The sequence below is a fragment of the Tepidimonas sp. genome, assembly GCF_029335975.1.
Lineage (GTDB): Bacteria > Pseudomonadota > Gammaproteobacteria > Burkholderiales > Burkholderiaceae_C > Tepidimonas.
On sequence record NZ_JARJMT020000085.1, the window covers coordinates 1 to 15,389 of the forward strand.

Here is a 15,389-nt window from a genome sequence, read left to right on the forward strand (position 1 = left end):
TCGTCGAGCACGTCGGTGCCGTCGTTGGCGGTGGCGCGCAGGAAGGTGGACAGCCGTGTCGGCTGCAGCGGCACCGCCCATGGCTCGGCCAGATGATCGGTGCGGGAGGCCCGGCCATCCTCGCGCAGGATCAGACGCGCCCAGTCCAGTGCGCCGGTCAGCAGCCATGCCGCCTGGGCCCGATCCCGTTCGGTGCGCTCCACGTGCCAGGCGCGCCACTGCAAGCTCCACGCGCCGGCCGCCAGCGTCGCCACCAGCGCCATCAGCATCAGCGCCACCAGCAGCGCTGCCCCGCGCATGTGCCTCACGACTTGCCTCCGGCGACGCGGGCCGAGACCCAATCCAGTGTCAGTGCTCCGTCAAAGCCGGCGCCGGCCGCGGGCACCAGAATCAGACGCACCGCCGCAGGGGGTGTCCCCTCGGGGCTGCCGACGCTCCACCGCATACCGTCCCACACCTGCACCTCAGCGCCGCTGATGGCGACCGTGCGCACCCCTTGCGCTCGCACGCGCTGCGGTGCCTGTGCCCACGCCTGGGCGAGCGCCTCTCGCGTCGTCAGGGGCCCCGATGCCCAGCGTGCCCAACGACGGCCGTCGTCCACTGCCGCCCACGCCACCACCTGCCAGCCCGCGCTGTCGGCAGCGTGGCGCAGCAGGCGCACCGTGCCGCCCTGCTGCGACCAGGCCGCTGTCGGATCGCTGAGGTCAGCCGACGGCACCACCATCTGGTCGAGGTCGAGTTGCCACTGTGCCATCACATCGGTCCAGCCGAGTTGCGCTGCGCTGCGCGCTTCGGTTGCTTCGCGCACGCGCAGCAGCCCGTCCAGCGCGCGCCAGCCCAGCGTGGCGAGCAGGGACAGCACGGCCAGCGCGGTCAGCAGTTCGATGAGCGTCAGGCCCCGGGCGCGGCGCATCGTCGGCCCCGTCAGTGCCGGCCGAGCACGGTGGTCAGCTGGGTCAGCACGGCATCGCTGCCAGCTGGTCGCACCCGCACCTCGACACGGCGAAAGCTCGGGTTCGGCGTTGGGTCGATGGCAATCTGCACCGTGTGCTCCATGCCGCCTTGCGTGCAGGTGAACTCGCGCGTGCCGGGAGGCGGGAAGGCCGGCTCCAGCCGCAGCGCCACCTGCGCGTTGTGCGCGCACAGCTGCGCCAGCCACTGGGCCGGCTGGCGCTCGGCACTGCGCAACAGGGTCTGGCCGGCCTGCTGGGCGGCCAGGGCTGCGGTGGCGACGATGGCCAGCGCTACCAGCACCTCCACCAGCGTGAAGCCGCGCCGGGCACGGTTACCCACTGGCGGGAGATGGCGGTGGCGTGTCGGCAGTGCAGCAGATCTGGCTGGCATCTGGATAGGGAATAGGGATCGCGCTCACTCCAAGCGCACCGCGCCCCAGCCGTCAAAGGCCAAGGTGCGCGCGCGCTCGCCGTGGCGCAGGGTCAGCCGCCACGGCGGGCCCATCGGCTCGCTGCCCAGCACCAGTGCCGACTGCGGCGGCTCCAGCGTCAGTGCCACGTCTGGCAGCGGCCATGGGCGTACCCGGGGCAATTCAGACAACGCCGCGTCGGGCAGGCCGTGCCAGTGCAGGCCCTGGGCGTCCCAAGACAGCTTGGCAGCCGTGCCGCCGGCGCGCGCCAACACCCGTACCACCTCGATCTGGTCGCGCAGCTCGGTGGCCAGCCGATCCAGCCGCCGGTCGGCATCGCCGCGCCACGCCTGCGCCACGCCGATACTGGCGATGCTGACGATGGCCAGCACCACCAGCAACTCCAACAGCGTCAACCCGCGCGGGCGCGGCACCAGTCGGGCAGAGACGTCCTCATTGCCAGCTGCCGATGTCGGCATCGTTGCCCTCGCCGCCGGGTTGGCCATCGGCACCCAGCGAAAATACGTCCACCTCGCCGTAGACGCCAGGGTTGAGGTACTGATAGGGCCGACCCCAGGGGTCGTTGGGCAGCTTGTCGAGGTAGGGACGCCAGCCCGGCGCAGGCGGGCCAGACGCGGGCCGCTGCACCAGCGCTTGCAAGCCTTGCTCCTGCGAGGGGTAGCGCTGATTGTCCAGCCGGTAGAGCTTGAGCGCCTGCATCAGATTGGCGACATCGGCGCGCGCAGCCGTGACGCGCGACTCTTCGGCGCGGCTGATGACATTGGGCACGATCAGCGCGGCCAGCACGCCGATGATGACGAGGATGACCAACAGCTCGATCAGCGTAAAGCCCCGAACAGCGCGGCGGTTGGGTATGGGCGCGCAAGCGAATCTCATGCCGGGATGATAATGCAGCCCCATGACGCTGTCTTCTGCTGTGCCCCTTCATCCCTCGTCCGTGCGCCGCGCGCATGGGCGCGCAGTCCTGCCCGCGTTGGTCGCCTTGGCTGCGTGGGGGTTGGCCGGCGGACTCGCGGCAGCCTGGGGTTGGCGGTTGTGGGGGCAGGGGCAAGACTTGACTGCGGTGGTGCCTGCGCCCTCGTCCCCAGCGCTTGTGCAGGAAACGACATTGGTGCGGGCGCTGGGTGGCGATCGGGACAACACGGCCGCAGCCCCACCGGCGCTGCCCAGCGACCCTGGCCTGGCTTGGCGTTTGCATGGTGTGGTGGCCGACAGCGGAGGGCGGGGGGTGGTGCTGCTGGCCAGCGACGGCCAGCGGGCCAAGCCCTACCGCGCGGGCGCGGAGCTGCCGGATGGCTGGCGCGTGCAGCGCATCGAGCGCGACGGCGCGTGGCTGGTGCCGCCACAGGGGGGTGAGGCGGTGCGCCTGCCCGTGCCGGTGCGCCCCGCGGCGTCCGGCCCGCCTGCGGGCACCGGCGGGTAAGGCCATCCTTAGTCAGCGTTCGGCACCCCCGACTGACACCAAGGCGCCGCCTGCCGTTCATCCCCGCAGGAACAGCCGATACACGGGGTTGTCCGTTTCCTCGACATATGGATAGCCGAGATCGCGCAAGAAGCGTTCGAACGCCCGCCCGTCTTTCGGTGGCACCTGCAGGCCGACCAGGATGCGGCCGTAGTCGGCGCCTTGGTTGCGGTAATGAAACAAGCTGATGTTCCAGCTCGGTCGCATCAGTGTGAGGAACTTCAGCAGTGCGCCGGGCCGCTCGGGAAAGACGAAGCGCAGCAGCCGCTCGTCTTGCGCCAGCGGCGAATGGCCGCCGACCATATGGCGGATATGCTCCTGCGCCAGGTCGTCGTGGGTCAGGTCCAGCGTGGCAAAACCCTGTCGCTCGAACGCAGCGGCGATCCTGCCGCTTTCGCCCTTGCCGTGGGTGGTCAAGCCGACGAACACATGCGCCACGCGGGCGTCGTGGATGCGGTAGTTGAATTCGGTGACGTTGCGCGGTCCACCCGGCAACGAACCGATGGCCTGCAGGAAGCGCAGGAAGCTGCCGCGCTCCTCGGGAATGGTGACGGCAAACAGCGCCTCGCGTTCCTCACCGACCTCGGCGCGTTCGGCCACGAAGCGCAGACGGTCAAAGTTCATGTTGGCTCCGCACAGGACGGCGGCGTACGTCTCGCCGCGCGTCTTGTGCTGAGCGACATGCTTTTTGATCGCGGCGACGGCCATGGCGCCGGCCGGCTCGACAATGCTGCGGGTATCGGCGAACACGTCCTTGATTGCGGCGCAGACCTCATCGGTGTCGACGGTGATGTAGCCGTCGACCAGCTCGCGGGCGATGCGGAAAGTCTCTTCACCCACCAGCTTGACCGCTGTGCCGTCAGAGAATAGCCCGACGTCGTCGAGCTGCACGCGCTGGCCTGCGCGAACCGAACGCAACATGGCGTCCGAATCGCTCATCTGCACGCCGATGACACGGATGTCCGGGCGAACGGCCTTGAGGTAGTTGGCCACGCCTGCGATGAGACCACCTCCGCCAATGGCGACGAACACCGCGTCGAGCCGGTTGGAGCCCAGGCCCTGCAGCTGGCGCAGCATCTCCATCGCGATGGTGCCCTGGCCGGCGATGACGTCGGGGTCGTCGAACGGGTGTACGAAGGTGAGACCCTCGCGCCGCGCCAGCTCTGCCGCGTGCTGTGCGGCGTCGGAGTAGCTGTCGCCGTGCAGCACCACCTCGCCGCCGAGCGCGCGCACGGCATCGATTTTGACCTGCGGTGTGGTGGTGGGCATGACGATGACGGCGCGCGCCCCAAGCTTATGTGCGCCCAATGCCACACCTTGCGCATGGTTGCCGGCCGAAGCGCAAATCACGCCGCGCCGCAGCTGTTCGCCGCTGAGTTGCGCCAGCTTGTTGTAGGCGCCGCGCAGCTTGAAGCTGAACACCGGCTGCTGGTCCTCGCGCTTGAGCAGCACTTTGTTGTGCAGACGACGGCTGAGGTTGCGCGCCGGCTCCAGCGCTGTCTCGCGCGCCACGTCGTAGACGCGTGCGGTGAGGATCCTCTTCAGATAGTCTTGCGGGGTCAACGGGGAAGCAGCGGGACGAGCAGGGGGCTGGGCAGGCATGGCAATTCCGGATGACTCCATGCAATCATACGGCGGGCGAATGCGGCACCCGGCTGGCGGCGCTGAAGCTAGCCTTGGGCTGGCTGAAAAAAAAAGCCCAGGCGCGATGCCTGGGCCTTGAACCACCCATAGAGGGCAGAGGAGACAACCATTACTGGACCACGGGGCCCCAATGATGACGCCGGCCATGCGCCGAGCGCGTCATACAATGACACATATTATATATCGCTTATATTGCGGTGCAGCATCCTTGCCTGCGCCGTGTCATTTTGGAGACAGTTGGATGGAATGCACCGTCACCTGGACTGGCGCTGCCGGCGCCGGCTCCAACATGGGTTTCGTGGCCGCGACGGGCAGCGGTCACATCGTGGCGATGGATGGGGCCGTGGACCCCGCCAAGCCTGAGACCAGCGGCGCCAATCTGGCGCCCCGGCCCATGGAACTGGTGCTGGCCGGAACCGGCGGCTGCACCTCGTTCGATATCGTGATGATCCTCAAGCGCGGCCGGCACGATGTGCGGGGCTGTCAGGTCAAGATGTCCGCCACCCGGGCCGAGACCGAACCGAAGGTGTTTACCTCGATCCACATGCACTTCGTGGTGCACGGCAAGGGCATTCCGGCGTCTGCACTCGAGCGCGCCATCCAGCTCAGCCACGAAAAATACTGCTCGGCCAGCATCATGCTAGGCAAGACGGCGCAGATCACGACCAGCTACGAGCTGATCGAGGTGGACTGATCCGCCCGCTCAGATCCGGTGCGCGACCGTCGTCATGACCTTGGCGGCGGCGCGCATCGCCCACTTCACGGGGGACGGCAGCTCCACACCACCGGCCTGCTGCGCATCGCGCGCGTGACGGATTTCGTCGGCCTTCATTTGTGCGACGATGGCCCGCGACGGATGGTCACGCGCCGGCAGCCGGTCCAGATGGCCGTCCAAGTGGGCCTCGACCTGGCGTTCGGTCTCGACAACGAAGCCCAGGCTGATGGGGCGGCCGGCCAGTCCGGCTGCCAGGCCGATGGTCAGCGCTCCGGCGTACCACAGTGGCGCGAGCAGCGAGCGGCGCTCGCCCAACTCATCCAGCCGCTGCTGACACCACGCCAAGTGATCCGTTTCGTCTTGCCCGGCCGCTTCCAGGTGGCGGGCGGTGCGCTCGCGTTCCTGCGGATGGCCGGGGCCGAGGCGAGCCGCCAGCGCCTGCCCCGTGTAGAGCGCTTGCGCGCAGATTTCGCCAACATGATTGACGCGCATCAGCGCCCCGGAGAGGCGGCGCTCCGAATCGGTCATCTGCGCAGCCTCAGCCTGTTGTTCGGCGGACACGGCGGGCGTCGGTCTTGCAGCGCGATGCGGCGCGAATAACGTGCGCAACGCATTGTCGGCGGTGATCAGGATGGCATCGACAAATGAAGTCATGGCTTCGATCCTAGCGCAGCCGTCAAGGGGCCAATTTGATGTCGGTCACGATGTAGGCCCCATCGGCCTTCTGTGGCAGGAACCGAGCCCCCGCGGCATGCCCAGCCCCGAGCCTGTGGCAGCCAACCAAGCCAAACTCCGGCGCATCCGGTCGCGGCGTTTCATGGGGTTTTCTCCTATGCAGCAGATTCAGCCCGGAGGTGGCTGATCATGACCGCCTCGAAGTGACCAGGAATCAGGCATGCGAGGGCAAAATCGACAGCGCGGTTGAAGTGTCAGACCAGGTCAGCGCGCCGTCGGGGCGGCACATGGGCCATGTGTGGATCGTGATGCTCCACCATACCGGCGTGTGTCTTTATGAGCTCAGCATGGGCAGCAAGTTCCTCTGGTGTGCCGAGCACGAGCTCGTGCATGACACGCCCGCGGTTGACGGCGCGCAGGCGCAGCGTCTCGCCCTCGCGCATGGTCAGATGGTCGGGGCGAATGCGCATGTCATCGTCCATGCGGATTTCGACCGTGCGGGTCACGCGCGCGGGGTCGCCAGCGATACCCCAGGGTTTCTGTTCCGGAGGCTGCGCGCTGGGGTGGCGCGGTATGTCGTGGCCCTGCGGGCCATGGTGGATGCGCTGCACCAGGCCGCGGTGATCGACGCCGATTGGCGTGGGTGCGCCATGGCCCATGGCGCCCATGGTGTGATGGCTCTTGTGGCCGTGCATGGCCCAGTCGCCTTCCTCCTCAGCAAGGAACTCGATCTGGCGCATCTGGCCGACCGCGATATCCACTGTCACTTCGGGCCAACGTGCCTCGGGTCGAACCGAGCCGCCGTCGGTGCCGGTAACCTCGCACTCGACGCCGTGGATATGGATCGGATGGTTGATCATGGTCAGGTTTGCCGATGCGCACGCGCACGCGCTCGCCCAGCCGGGCCACCAGCGGATCGATTCCAGGGAAGACGCGGCTGTTCCAGGCCCAAATGTTGAAGTCGAGCATGGTGTTGACATTGGGCGTGCGCGCGGCCGGCTGGTCGTGGACGTCAACGCGTAACCCCGCTGCGGGCCGGCGCCGGCACGATGTGCCGATAGGCATGCCAGGTGGCATGACCCAACACCGGCCCCACCACCAACAAACCCAAAAAGGCCGGCAGCATGGCCACGACACACAGACCGGTGATCCACGCGCCCCAAAGGAGCATGACGCCTGGGTTTTGCAAACAAGCGCGAAAACTCGTCAGCGCGGCTGACACTGCATCCGTCTGTCGATCCAGAATCATAGGGATGGAAATCACGCTGCTGACGAAGATCAGCCCCGCAAAGATGGCGCCGACGACCACATAAGTGACCAAAAACTCCAGGTTGTCCAAACTCAGCAGCGCGGCCAGCATGTTTTCGCTGGAGGGCATGGTGTTCATGGTCACCGCAAACACCACCAGTGAGGCGCGGCCCCACAGCATCTCCAGGATCAGCAGTACGCCGGCGAAGATGGCCATGGTGGACAGGGTGGGCCGCCACGCCCACAGCGTCGCGCGCAGTGACGGGCGGCGTCCCTCTTGCAGTGCGCGGCTGGCGTCATACAAGCCCAGCGCCAGAAACGGGCCCATGAGCAAAAAACCGGCGCTCAGCGCCAGCACATAGGCGGGTGCGTGTTGAAAGGTCTGCCACAGCGCCTGCCCCATGAGTGCAAAGCACGCGCCGTAAAACAGCCCAATGCGCGGACACGCTAAAAAATCTCGCCAACCGCGGGCCAGCCAGCGCAGCGGATCACCCGGGCGCAGCGAGGCCAGCGGCAGCGAAAAGACCGATTCCCGTTCGGCCTCGGCGTCCGGGCGGTGCGCCTCGGAGGGGCTCGTGTCGGTCGATTCGGGGTGGGTGGTGGCCATGGCTAAACCTCCGCGATGATGCGATGGACGCGTCAAATTTGATTTTTATCAATCAAACATTAGCCTGACTCGGCGGCGCCGTCCATAGCGTTTACCCGCAGCCCGGCGCAGCGGGCCGGCTACACTCGAGATACCATGACCGCGCACTTTGACCCGCCCACTGTCGCCGCCGACCAACTCGACGCCGCCCTTGCCCGCCAGGGGTATGCGGTGCTCGGCGCGGCGGCGGTGCGGACCTGGCTCGGGTTGGATGCGGCCGCGCTGGCGGCCCTGCAGCCCGCCTGGGACGATTTGCCGCCGGATCGGTATTTGAAGGATGGCGGCCGTTACCGTCGGCGCCGGCATGGCTGCTTCGTCGTCGAGGGCGACGTCGTGCGCCCAATGCCCGAGCGGCCGCACTATCAGCCGGTGGAATACAACGCCTTGCACGGGGGCATGCGGCGCTGGTTTGCCCCGCTGACCGACACCTTGCTCGCCCAGCCGGCGTGGACGCGGCTGCTGCAGCGCACTGGGGCCGTGGTCTCCGCCCTCAAGGGCGCGCAGCCCTGGTATGTGGAGGCGCATCCCTTCCGCATCGACACCACCGGAGGCATTGGTCGCCCCACGCCCGAAGGCGCACACCGTGACGGCGTCGATTTGGTGGCCGTCTTTCTGGTCTGCCGCCACGCCATCAAAGGGGGGGAGAGTCGTGTGTTCGAGGCCGATGGCCCCAATGGGCAGCGCTTTACCCTGACCGAACCGTGGTCCGTGCTGCTGCTCGACGATGCGCGCGTCATCCACGAAACCACGCCGATCCAGCCACGGACAGAGGGCGTGCTCGGTTGGCGCGATACCCTGGTGCTGACCTATCGGGCCGGCGGCTTTTTGGGTGATTGATTGGGGCGATGGATCGGGGCCTGAGCGCAGGCGGGACGGCGCTGCGCCTAGCCGGCGTTGCGCACATCGGCCACGCACGGATCGCCAAAATCCGGTCGTTCCAGCCACGCGAGCACCCGCTGCGCGGCCTGCTGCGGCGATGTGAGTTGCCCCTGGGCGTGCAATTGCAAGAAACGGTCGAGATCTGGAAAGACTGCAGGATCGCCAGCACGCATCTGCGCCTGCATATCCGTATCGATGACCCCAGGGGCCAGGGAGACGATGCGCGCCCCGCGGGGGCGGCGGGCCTCGTCCAGTGCCGTGCAGCGGCTGAAGTGGTCCAGCCCGGCCTTGACCGCGCAATAGATAGACTGTCCCGCCATCGGGTAGCGCCCAAGTCCCGAAGATATGTTGAGCACCCGTCGCGGGCCATCCCAGTCCTGCGACTGGACCCACCCGTCGGTGATGCGCAAAAACGCCGCTGTCAGGTGCATCGGCGCCTCCAGCCCGACGCGCAGGGCTTGCGACAATGCCGTCGCCGGGCTGGATTGCAATGGGCCGATCGGCGGCAGCACCGCGGCGTTGTTGATGAGCGTCGCGCTGGCCAGGGTCGCGGGCGAGCGGGTTTCGAGCCAGCGAGCCAGACGCTCGGCGGCCTCGGCGGTCTCAGCCAAATCCTGGCTCCACTGCTCCAAGTGCGTGCCGCTGCGCGCTGCGAGTGTGGCCAGCGATGGATCGGGCCGGCGTTCGATGGTCAACAGCAGCCGATTCGGACCCAGCAGTTGCTCCGCCATGGCGCGTCCCAAGCCGCGCGAGGCGCCGGTGAGAATGGTCAGATGCCAACGATTCATACCGTTATTGTGACATTGGCCGCGGTCAGCTTGCTAAACCATAATCGGGCTGCCATGTGGATCGACACCCATTGCCATCTTCATGCCCCTGAGTTCGGCTCCGATGGTCTGGCTGAGCGCGAGCGGGCGCGGGCAGCCGGCGTGGCATGCTGCGTGCTGCCAGCCGTGCGCGCGCAAGACTTTGCGGCGGTGCGTACCCTGGCGCACCGAACGGGTGACGCCTACGCCCTGGGCATTCATCCGCTGTACGTGTCCGAGGCGAGCGAAGACGATCTGAGCCAGTTGGAGCAGGCGCTGGCCGATCAGTGCGACGACCCGCGACTGGTCGCGGTGGGCGAGATTGGTTTGGATTTTTTTGTGCCCGAGCTGTGCACCGAAGCCATGCGCAAGCGGCAGCAACACTTCTATCGCGCGCAACTGGCGCTCGCGCAGCGCTTTGGTCTGCCGGTGATTCTGCATGTACGGCGCTCGGCCGACGCGCTGCTGGCGGGGCTGCGCGCTCAGGCCGCCGGCGGCCGCCCGGTGTGCGGCGGCATTGCCCATGCTTTCAATGGCAGCCTGCAGCAGGCGCGGGCCTTTTTGGCACTTGGCTGGCGCCTAGGATTCGGGGGGGCGGCAACCTTTGACACCGCGCGGCGTTTGCGCGAGCTGGTGTGCGCCCTGCCGCTGCAGGCGCTGGTGCTGGAGACAGACGCTCCCGATATTCCGCCGCAGTGGCTGTATGTGACGGCCGCCGAGCGGGCTGCAGGGCGCCCTCAAGGGCGCAACACACCTGCAGAACTGCCACGCATCGGGGCAGAGATCGCGCGCCTGCGCAAGCTGTCTCCCGCAGCCCTGGCCGCCGCCACCTGGGTCAACGCCTGCGCAGCGCTACCCCGGTTAGGCGCTTTGCTCGGCTGCGCGCCGGATACGGACGCAATCGCGGCGCAAGCCGCAGCCGCAGGGGGCGCGGCATGAGCGACCGGCACGCGCCGCCGCTGCCCAGCGTCAGCTTTTCCGAAGAGGGTCGACTGCGCCACTTGCACCTGGGCGACACTCCCTGGATTCAGGGCAGCATGCGCCTGGACCGGCCATACGACCTGGCGCTGGAGTATGTGCAGCGCATGATGGCTTGGCTGCTCTTCGTCGAACCCGATAGCGTTGCCGCGCGCCGTGCGCTGCAACTTGGCCTAGGGGCGGGGGCGATCACCAAGTTCTGCCACCGACGGCTCGGCATGGACACCCTGGCGGTAGAGATCAATCCTCAGGTGGTCGTCGCTTGTCGCACCTGGTTTCGCCTGTCGTCGGATGGCGCGCGGCTGCGCGTGCTGGTGGGCGATGCAGCCGAATGGGTGCGCCATGTGCCCTGGCAAGGCACGGTGGATGCACTGGCCGTGGATTTGTACGACCACGATGCAGGCGCTCCGACACTGGACGACGCGGCGTTCTATTCGGACTGCCGCGCGCTATTGACCGACGACGGCACACTCTGCGTCAATCTGTTCGGCCGTCGCGCCAGCTTGGAGCGGTCGTTGGCCGCGTTGGCCCAAGCCTTTGGCCGAGAGGCGCTGTGGTGCTTCAAGCCCACGGCTGAAGGCAACACTGTGGTGCTGGCCCAGCGCAGCCCGTTTCGCCCAGCGCGTGAAGTGCTGGCCAACCGGGCCGACGTCATCTGGCGCCGCTGGCGCTTGCCCGCATCGCACTGGCTGCGCAGTCTGCAGCCGCTGCAACCGTGACGCCGCGCGCGTCGCCGTCTCTAACCGCGCGCCGCGTCGGCCTGCTGCTCGCGGCAGGGGGCCAGGGCGTTGAGCTACGCCGGCGTCCTGTTGGTCTTCGGTCACGAGGTCCGCTTTGACGGATGGGCCACCGTGACCGGCGCTGCACGGGTGCTGGGCAGTGCGGTCAGCTATGCGGTCTATTTGGTCTACAGCGGTCAGCTGGTACGGCGGCTGGGATCGCTTCGGCTGGTGGGCTGGGCCACCACGATCGCCTGTCTGCGGTGCCTGGCGCAGTTCGCACTGCTGCGTCCGCTGTCGGCGGCCTGGGTGCCGCCGCCAGTCATCGTGCTGTCGGTCATCAATGCCGTTTTGTGCACCGCCGCGCCGGTCGTGATGGTGATGATGGCCATCGAACGCATCGGCCCGAGCCTGACAGCACAGACCGGCATGATTGGCCCGCTGTCCACCATCGCCATGGGCGTCCTGGTGCTGGACGAACCGTTCAATGTCTGGATCTTGGCTGGCACCATCCTGGTGCTCGCAGGGGTGTTGTGGGTCAATCGGACCGACGGATGATGCGCGCCGCCCTGCGTGGCCTCATTTTGCCAGTTCGGCCTGCGTTGCAGCGTCCAGTTGACCCGTTTGCGGCAGCTTGCGGCTGGCTTGGAAAGCGCGCAGCGCGTTGCGCGTGCGGCTACCCATCTTGCCATCGGGTGTGCCCACGTCATAGCCCAGTTGGGCCAATTTGCGCTGGGCATCGAGCAAAGTCATGCCGCCCGAGGCGGGTTTCGGGGCCGCAGCCGGCGCAGCGACTGGTCCGGCCGCGGGTGCGGCTCCATCGACCTGCAACCGGCCACCGGTCCCTAGGCCGCGATCCCCCATCGATTGCGCGGTGTAATTGCGCAGGGACTGGATCATCTGGTTGTAGGCGTTGACGAAAGCCGCCACGATGACCTTGCCTTGTGGGGTGTTGGTGTAGCCTCCTAGCCCCGCGCCCAAGCCACCGCCGACCGCAAAGCCGCCGAGCGAAAAATCGGTGTTAGAAGAGCTGCCCTCTGCCGCAGCGACCTGCACACCCGAGCGGTTGTCGGTCAGCAATAGAACGGTGGCGGCTTCGTTTTTTTGAATGCTGCCGGCAATCAGGCCCGCCCAACCTCCGATCACAGCGCCAATATTCTGGGTGCCCTTTTGATCGAAAATGATCTCAGGCGTGATGGAGTAGTCGGCTGCCACCATCTGACCCTTGCCGAAACTGCTGCCTTGGCGCAATTCGCCGCTTTGCTGCAGCTGGCGTTCGGTATTCATGTTGTTCATGGCCCGCCCGCGCTCCACGACGATGAAGCAATTGCTCTGCTGCACCAGCAAGCGCAGCACCGGCACGGTCGAGCCCAACTTGTACTCCCGCAGCGTCAAAAACCAGGGAGCGTCCTGGTTTTCCACCAGGGCAACGGTGCCGAAGGGGCGGTCGCAGCGCTCGATTTGGCTGTTGGCATTTTGCGCGCTTGCGCCCCCAGCCGCTCCCGTCACCGCGGTTTTTGCACCGTCGTCGCCCACTTTGGGGGCAGTGGATACGCATCCTGCCAACCCCATCACCATGAGTGTGGCCACACCCGCATTCATCGCCCGCATCGCAAACATGTTTTACCTCCTGGAAAGCTCGCATGATGCCGTCGCTGCCATGATCATAACCAACCGTGTCATCCCCCCTGGCCGAATCACCGGACAGGATACCCGGGCCGCTGGTGGTGCGCATACGACCGCATGCAAGGCAATCCTTATCGCCGCGACCGCGAAGACACTGCGATGCCCGCGACGATCAGTCCAAAGGCCACAGCGTGGTAAGTCTGCGGTGTTTCGCCCAGCAGCAGGGAAGACATCACGGCAGCGAACAGCGGTGTGAGGTTGGTGAAAAAACCAGCCACCGTCGGACCAGCGCGTTGCACACCGGCCCCCCAACAGCGGTAGGCGATGACCGAAGGCCCCACGGCGACGAAGAGGAGCGCGGCCGCCAGCGCCCAGCTCCAGTGAATGCGGCTGGGCATATCGGCGGGTGCAGCGGCGATGATCCAGATCCACTCCCCGCCGGCCAACGCGGCGGCACTGATCAGACCGAAGGCGGTCTGTGCCAGCAAAAACGCCGCCCAATCCTGCCGTATGTCGGGCGACTCGTGGCGTCGGGTCAGCAACCAGCTGTAGCAGGCCCAGGTGAAGGCGGCAGCCAGCATCCAGGCGTCGCCCGGCACCAAGCGCAGCGCCAGCAGGTTGGTCCACCGGCCCTGCGACAACACGATCAGCACCCCCATCAGGGACAGCGCTGCTCCGGCGAGTTGCCGTCGCCGAATCGGTGCTGCAAAAAACAGCCGACCCACCAGCATCATCCACACAGGCATGCTCGAAGCCACCAGCGTGACATTGAGCGGCGTGGAGGTGTGCAGCGCCAGATACTGCAGCATGTTGTAGCCCGCTACCGCGAACAGTCCGAGCACCGAAAAACGTCGCCAATCCCGCCACATTGGACTGTCGGGCCGCAGAACCCAGCTCGCCAATGGCAGCAACAGGGCAAATGCCAGCACCCAGCGCAACAGGTTGAAGGTGACGGGGGGGATCCAGCCTGCTGCCACACGGCCGACCACGGCGTTGCCAGCCCACAGCAGGGGTGGTATCGTCAACAGCGCGATGGTGGAAGGGGTGAGCGTGGTGGTCGCGTCGCGGGACGGCATCGGGCAACTGTACCCGAGCTGGGCCGCAGCTGTCGATTGGTCCATCCATGGGTGCAGGCTTATCCATGGCACCATCTGGACTTCTTCAGACCATTGACCCACAGGAGTGGCCCCTATGCTGTCAAGCCGTGCCGTGCAGATCGACGCCCCTGGTGGTCCTGAGGCGCTGCGCCTCGTCGAGGTGGATGTGGGTGAGCCCGGGCCGGGCGAGGTGCGCATTCGCCACCATGCCATCGGTCTGAATTTCATCGACATCTACCACCGCACGGGCCTGTACCCGATGCCCATGCCGGCTCGCCTCGGTATGGAGGCCGCCGGGGTGGTGGAGGCGGTGGGTCCGGGCGTGACGCATGTGAGCATGGGCGACCGCGTGGCGTATGCCGCCCAGCTGCCCGGCAGCTATTGCGATGTCCGCGTCATGCCGGCGATGAATGTGTGCCGTCTGCCCGATGCGATTGCATTCGAAGAGGGCGCGGCGATGATGCTCAAGGGACTGACCGTGCAGTATTTGCTCAAGCACTGCCGGCCGGTGGAAGGACTGCAGCCAGGGGATTATGTGCTGTTCCATGCGGCGGCGGGGGGCGTGGGCCTGATCGCTTGTCAATGGGCCCGTGCGCTGGGCTTGCGCCTGATTGGTACCGCCGGCACTGACGACAAATGCGCACTGGCCACAGCGCTCGGGGCCGAGCACTGTATCAACTACCGCACACAGAACTTCGTTGAGTGCGTCAAGGCGATCACGGGCGGACGGGGCGTGAAGGTCGTCTACGACTCGGTGGGCAAGGACACCTGGGAAGGTTCGTTGGACTGCTTGGCGCCCTTTGGACTGATGGTGTCGTTTGGAAATGCCAGCGGCGCGGTGCCGCCGTTTGCGCCTGGCATCCTGGGGCCCAAGGGCTCGCTGTATCTGACTCGGCAGACTTTGTTTTCTCACATCACCAGTCGCGAGCGCACCCAGGCGATGGCCGACGATTTATTCGACGTCGTGACGTCCGGTCAGGTCAAAATTCGTGTCGGGCAGCGGTTCGCGCTGGCGCAGGCGCAAGCGGCGCACCGAGCGCTTGAAGCGCGGCAAACCATAGGATCGACTGTGCTGTTGCCGTGACGCCTGGGTGGGGCGCCGCTTGCGCTGAGGCGGCGTGACCAGGTCAGCGCTGGGTGTGCACGATTTCGCACCAATAAGCCAGCTCATTGCCTCGGACCGGTTCGCGCACCACCTGCAGTCCGGTAAACCCGTGTGGTCCGCGCATCGCAGCGTCGGGCAGATAGCTGGCCTGATGCAACAAGTACGGCTGGCCGTCGGCCAGCCCCAATGTGCTCACCGTCACCCCTGCGCCAGGCGCAGGGGGCAAGCGATTGATGACTTCCACCAGTATCGTAGCGCCTTGCGGCAAGGGTGGCGCCGGCTCTTGGTGCGCGATGGGCTCGACGATGAAAGAGCGAGTGGCCCCGGCATACGCCACGTGGCACATCACGGGCTGGCTCAGCGCGACGCCGCCGAGTGAGGTGGACAACACTGCGGTGATGACAC

At 66.8% G+C, this 15,389-nt stretch carries 17 protein-coding genes and 3 pseudogenes; 7 read left to right on the top strand and 13 right to left on the bottom strand.

Features of this window, described 5'->3' with window-relative positions:
• From P3W97_RS04735 to gspG, 5 genes and pseudogenes are all read right to left on the bottom strand, one after another.
• Positions 1-299: pseudogene (locus P3W97_RS04735) on the bottom strand (type II secretion system protein GspK); the annotation flags it as partial.
• A gap of 5 nt (positions 300-304) precedes the next feature.
• The gene (locus P3W97_RS04740) at positions 305-913 is read right to left on the bottom strand and encodes a type II secretion system protein J (protein WP_300844275.1); all 609 of its coding nucleotides are present in this window, start codon (positions 911-913) and stop codon (positions 305-307) included.
• An 11-nt stretch (positions 914-924) separates the two neighbouring features.
• Complete coding sequence (gspI, locus tag P3W97_RS04745) at positions 925-1,293, bottom strand: type II secretion system minor pseudopilin GspI (protein WP_300844276.1); 369 nt, start codon at positions 1,291-1,293, stop codon at positions 925-927.
• A 75-nt stretch (positions 1,294-1,368) separates the two neighbouring features.
• Entirely contained in the window at positions 1,369-1,842 is a 474-nt protein-coding gene (locus tag P3W97_RS04750) for a prepilin-type N-terminal cleavage/methylation domain-containing protein (protein ID WP_300844278.1), read from the bottom strand.
• Positions 1,817-2,260, bottom strand: coding sequence for a type II secretion system major pseudopilin GspG (gspG, locus tag P3W97_RS04755; RefSeq protein WP_300844280.1), 444 nt, complete (start codon positions 2,258-2,260; stop codon positions 1,817-1,819). Before gspG ends, P3W97_RS04750 begins: the two co-directional genes overlap by 26 nt.
• A 22-nt stretch (positions 2,261-2,282) precedes the next feature.
• Between gspG and P3W97_RS04760 the strand changes: the two genes are divergently transcribed.
• On the top strand, positions 2,283-2,807 hold the full coding sequence (locus P3W97_RS04760) for a hypothetical protein (RefSeq protein ID WP_300844282.1): 525 nt from the start codon (positions 2,283-2,285) through the stop codon (positions 2,805-2,807).
• 57 nt (positions 2,808-2,864) lie between these two features.
• On the opposite strand, the gene ilvA is transcribed toward P3W97_RS04760, so the two are convergent.
• Positions 2,865-4,448 (bottom strand): threonine ammonia-lyase, biosynthetic, encoded by a 1,584-nt coding sequence (gene ilvA / locus P3W97_RS04765; RefSeq protein WP_300844284.1) that lies wholly within the window; start codon positions 4,446-4,448, stop codon positions 2,865-2,867.
• A 283-nt stretch (positions 4,449-4,731) separates the two neighbouring features.
• Between ilvA and P3W97_RS04770 the strand changes: the two genes are divergently transcribed.
• A complete protein-coding gene (locus P3W97_RS04770; RefSeq protein WP_300844286.1) occupies positions 4,732-5,184 on the top strand; it encodes an OsmC family protein in 453 nt (150 codons plus the stop codon).
• Between the two features lie 9 nt (positions 5,185-5,193).
• Here the strand turns inward: P3W97_RS04770 and coq7 are convergent, their stop codons facing one another.
• The 3 genes and pseudogenes from coq7 to P3W97_RS04785 all read right to left on the bottom strand — a co-directional run bounded on the left by coq7 (position 5,194) and on the right by P3W97_RS04785 (position 7,735).
• Complete coding sequence (gene coq7, locus P3W97_RS04775) at positions 5,194-5,859, bottom strand: 2-polyprenyl-3-methyl-6-methoxy-1,4-benzoquinone monooxygenase (RefSeq protein WP_300844288.1); 666 nt, start codon at positions 5,857-5,859, stop codon at positions 5,194-5,196.
• Between the two features lie 620 nt (positions 5,860-6,479).
• Positions 6,480-6,888 (bottom strand): annotated as a pseudogene (locus P3W97_RS04780) (multicopper oxidase domain-containing protein); the annotation flags it as partial.
• Positions 6,889-6,892: 4 nt separating this feature from the next.
• Positions 6,893-7,735: a DUF2189 domain-containing protein gene (locus P3W97_RS04785; RefSeq protein WP_300844290.1), complete on the bottom strand. Its 843-nt coding sequence runs from the start codon at positions 7,733-7,735 to the stop codon at positions 6,893-6,895.
• Between the two features lie 135 nt (positions 7,736-7,870).
• On the opposite strand from P3W97_RS04785, the gene P3W97_RS04790 reads away from it, so the two are divergent.
• Positions 7,871-8,611, top strand: a complete 741-nt coding sequence (locus P3W97_RS04790; RefSeq protein WP_300844292.1) for a 2OG-Fe dioxygenase family protein — start codon at positions 7,871-7,873, stop codon at positions 8,609-8,611.
• A gap of 47 nt (positions 8,612-8,658) precedes the next feature.
• On the opposite strand, the gene P3W97_RS04795 is transcribed toward P3W97_RS04790, so the two are convergent.
• Positions 8,659-9,441 carry an SDR family NAD(P)-dependent oxidoreductase gene (locus P3W97_RS04795; RefSeq protein ID WP_300844294.1) on the bottom strand — a complete coding sequence of 261 codons (783 nt, stop codon included), beginning with the start codon at positions 9,439-9,441 and terminating at the stop codon, positions 8,659-8,661.
• 54 nt (positions 9,442-9,495) lie between these two features.
• Here P3W97_RS04795 and P3W97_RS04800 point away from each other — a divergent pair, with 54 nt between their 5' ends.
• The 3 genes and pseudogenes from P3W97_RS04800 to P3W97_RS04810 form a co-directional block, all read left to right on the top strand.
• Complete coding sequence (locus tag P3W97_RS04800) at positions 9,496-10,398, top strand: TatD family hydrolase (RefSeq protein ID WP_300844296.1); 903 nt, start codon at positions 9,496-9,498, stop codon at positions 10,396-10,398.
• A complete protein-coding gene (locus P3W97_RS04805; RefSeq protein WP_300844298.1) occupies positions 10,395-11,156 on the top strand; it encodes a spermidine synthase in 762 nt (253 codons plus the stop codon). The genes P3W97_RS04800 and P3W97_RS04805 overlap by 4 nt, the downstream gene beginning before the upstream one ends.
• Positions 11,157-11,222: 66 nt before the next feature.
• Positions 11,223-11,714 (top strand): annotated as a pseudogene (locus P3W97_RS04810) (DMT family transporter); the annotation flags it as partial.
• A gap of 21 nt (positions 11,715-11,735) precedes the next feature.
• Here the strand turns inward: P3W97_RS04810 and P3W97_RS04815 are convergent.
• Complete coding sequence (locus tag P3W97_RS04815) at positions 11,736-12,776, bottom strand: peptidoglycan-binding protein (RefSeq protein ID WP_300844300.1); 1,041 nt, start codon at positions 12,774-12,776, stop codon at positions 11,736-11,738.
• A 137-nt stretch (positions 12,777-12,913) separates the two neighbouring features.
• Complete coding sequence (locus P3W97_RS04820) at positions 12,914-13,858, bottom strand: DMT family transporter (protein ID WP_300844302.1); 945 nt, start codon at positions 13,856-13,858, stop codon at positions 12,914-12,916.
• Between the two features lie 115 nt (positions 13,859-13,973).
• On the opposite strand from P3W97_RS04820, the gene P3W97_RS04825 reads away from it, so the two are divergent.
• A complete protein-coding gene (locus P3W97_RS04825) occupies positions 13,974-14,963 on the top strand; it encodes a quinone oxidoreductase (RefSeq protein ID WP_300844304.1) in 990 nt (329 codons plus the stop codon).
• Between the two features lie 43 nt (positions 14,964-15,006).
• On the opposite strand, the gene P3W97_RS04830 is transcribed toward P3W97_RS04825, so the two are convergent.
• A partial coding sequence (locus tag P3W97_RS04830; protein ID WP_300844306.1) for a hypothetical protein occupies positions 15,007-15,389 on the bottom strand: 383 nt, incomplete at its 5' end.

Bases quoted from the DNA above. Each gene is read 5' to 3' on its own strand.
- P3W97_RS04790 (WP_300844292.1), top strand. From the start codon at position 7,871: ATGACCGCGCACTTTGACCCGCCCACTGTCGCCGCCGACCAACTCGAC.
- ilvA (WP_300844284.1), bottom strand. From the start codon at position 4,448: ATGCCTGCCCAGCCCCCTGCTCGTCCCGCTGCTTCCCCGTTGACCCCG.
- coq7 (WP_300844288.1), bottom strand. From the start codon at position 5,859: ATGACTTCATTTGTCGATGCCATCCTGATCACCGCCGACAATGCGTTG.
- P3W97_RS04805 (WP_300844298.1), top strand. From the start codon at position 10,395: ATGAGCGACCGGCACGCGCCGCCGCTGCCCAGCGTCAGCTTTTCCGAA.
- P3W97_RS04740 (WP_300844275.1), bottom strand. From the start codon at position 913: ATGCGCCGCGCCCGGGGCCTGACGCTCATCGAACTGCTGACCGCGCTG.
- P3W97_RS04820 (WP_300844302.1), bottom strand. From the start codon at position 13,858: ATGCCGTCCCGCGACGCGACCACCACGCTCACCCCTTCCACCATCGCG.
- gspG (WP_300844280.1), bottom strand. From the start codon at position 2,260: ATGAGATTCGCTTGCGCGCCCATACCCAACCGCCGCGCTGTTCGGGGC.
- P3W97_RS04760 (WP_300844282.1), top strand. From the start codon at position 2,283: ATGACGCTGTCTTCTGCTGTGCCCCTTCATCCCTCGTCCGTGCGCCGC.
- P3W97_RS04750 (WP_300844278.1), bottom strand. From the start codon at position 1,842: ATGCCGACATCGGCAGCTGGCAATGAGGACGTCTCTGCCCGACTGGTG.
- P3W97_RS04815 (WP_300844300.1), bottom strand. From the start codon at position 12,776: ATGTTTGCGATGCGGGCGATGAATGCGGGTGTGGCCACACTCATGGTG.
- P3W97_RS04795 (WP_300844294.1), bottom strand. From the start codon at position 9,441: ATGAATCGTTGGCATCTGACCATTCTCACCGGCGCCTCGCGCGGCTTG.
- P3W97_RS04800 (WP_300844296.1), top strand. From the start codon at position 9,496: ATGTGGATCGACACCCATTGCCATCTTCATGCCCCTGAGTTCGGCTCC.
- P3W97_RS04825 (WP_300844304.1), top strand. From the start codon at position 13,974: ATGCTGTCAAGCCGTGCCGTGCAGATCGACGCCCCTGGTGGTCCTGAG.
- P3W97_RS04785 (WP_300844290.1), bottom strand. From the start codon at position 7,735: ATGGCCACCACCCACCCCGAATCGACCGACACGAGCCCCTCCGAGGCG.
- P3W97_RS04770 (WP_300844286.1), top strand. From the start codon at position 4,732: ATGGAATGCACCGTCACCTGGACTGGCGCTGCCGGCGCCGGCTCCAAC.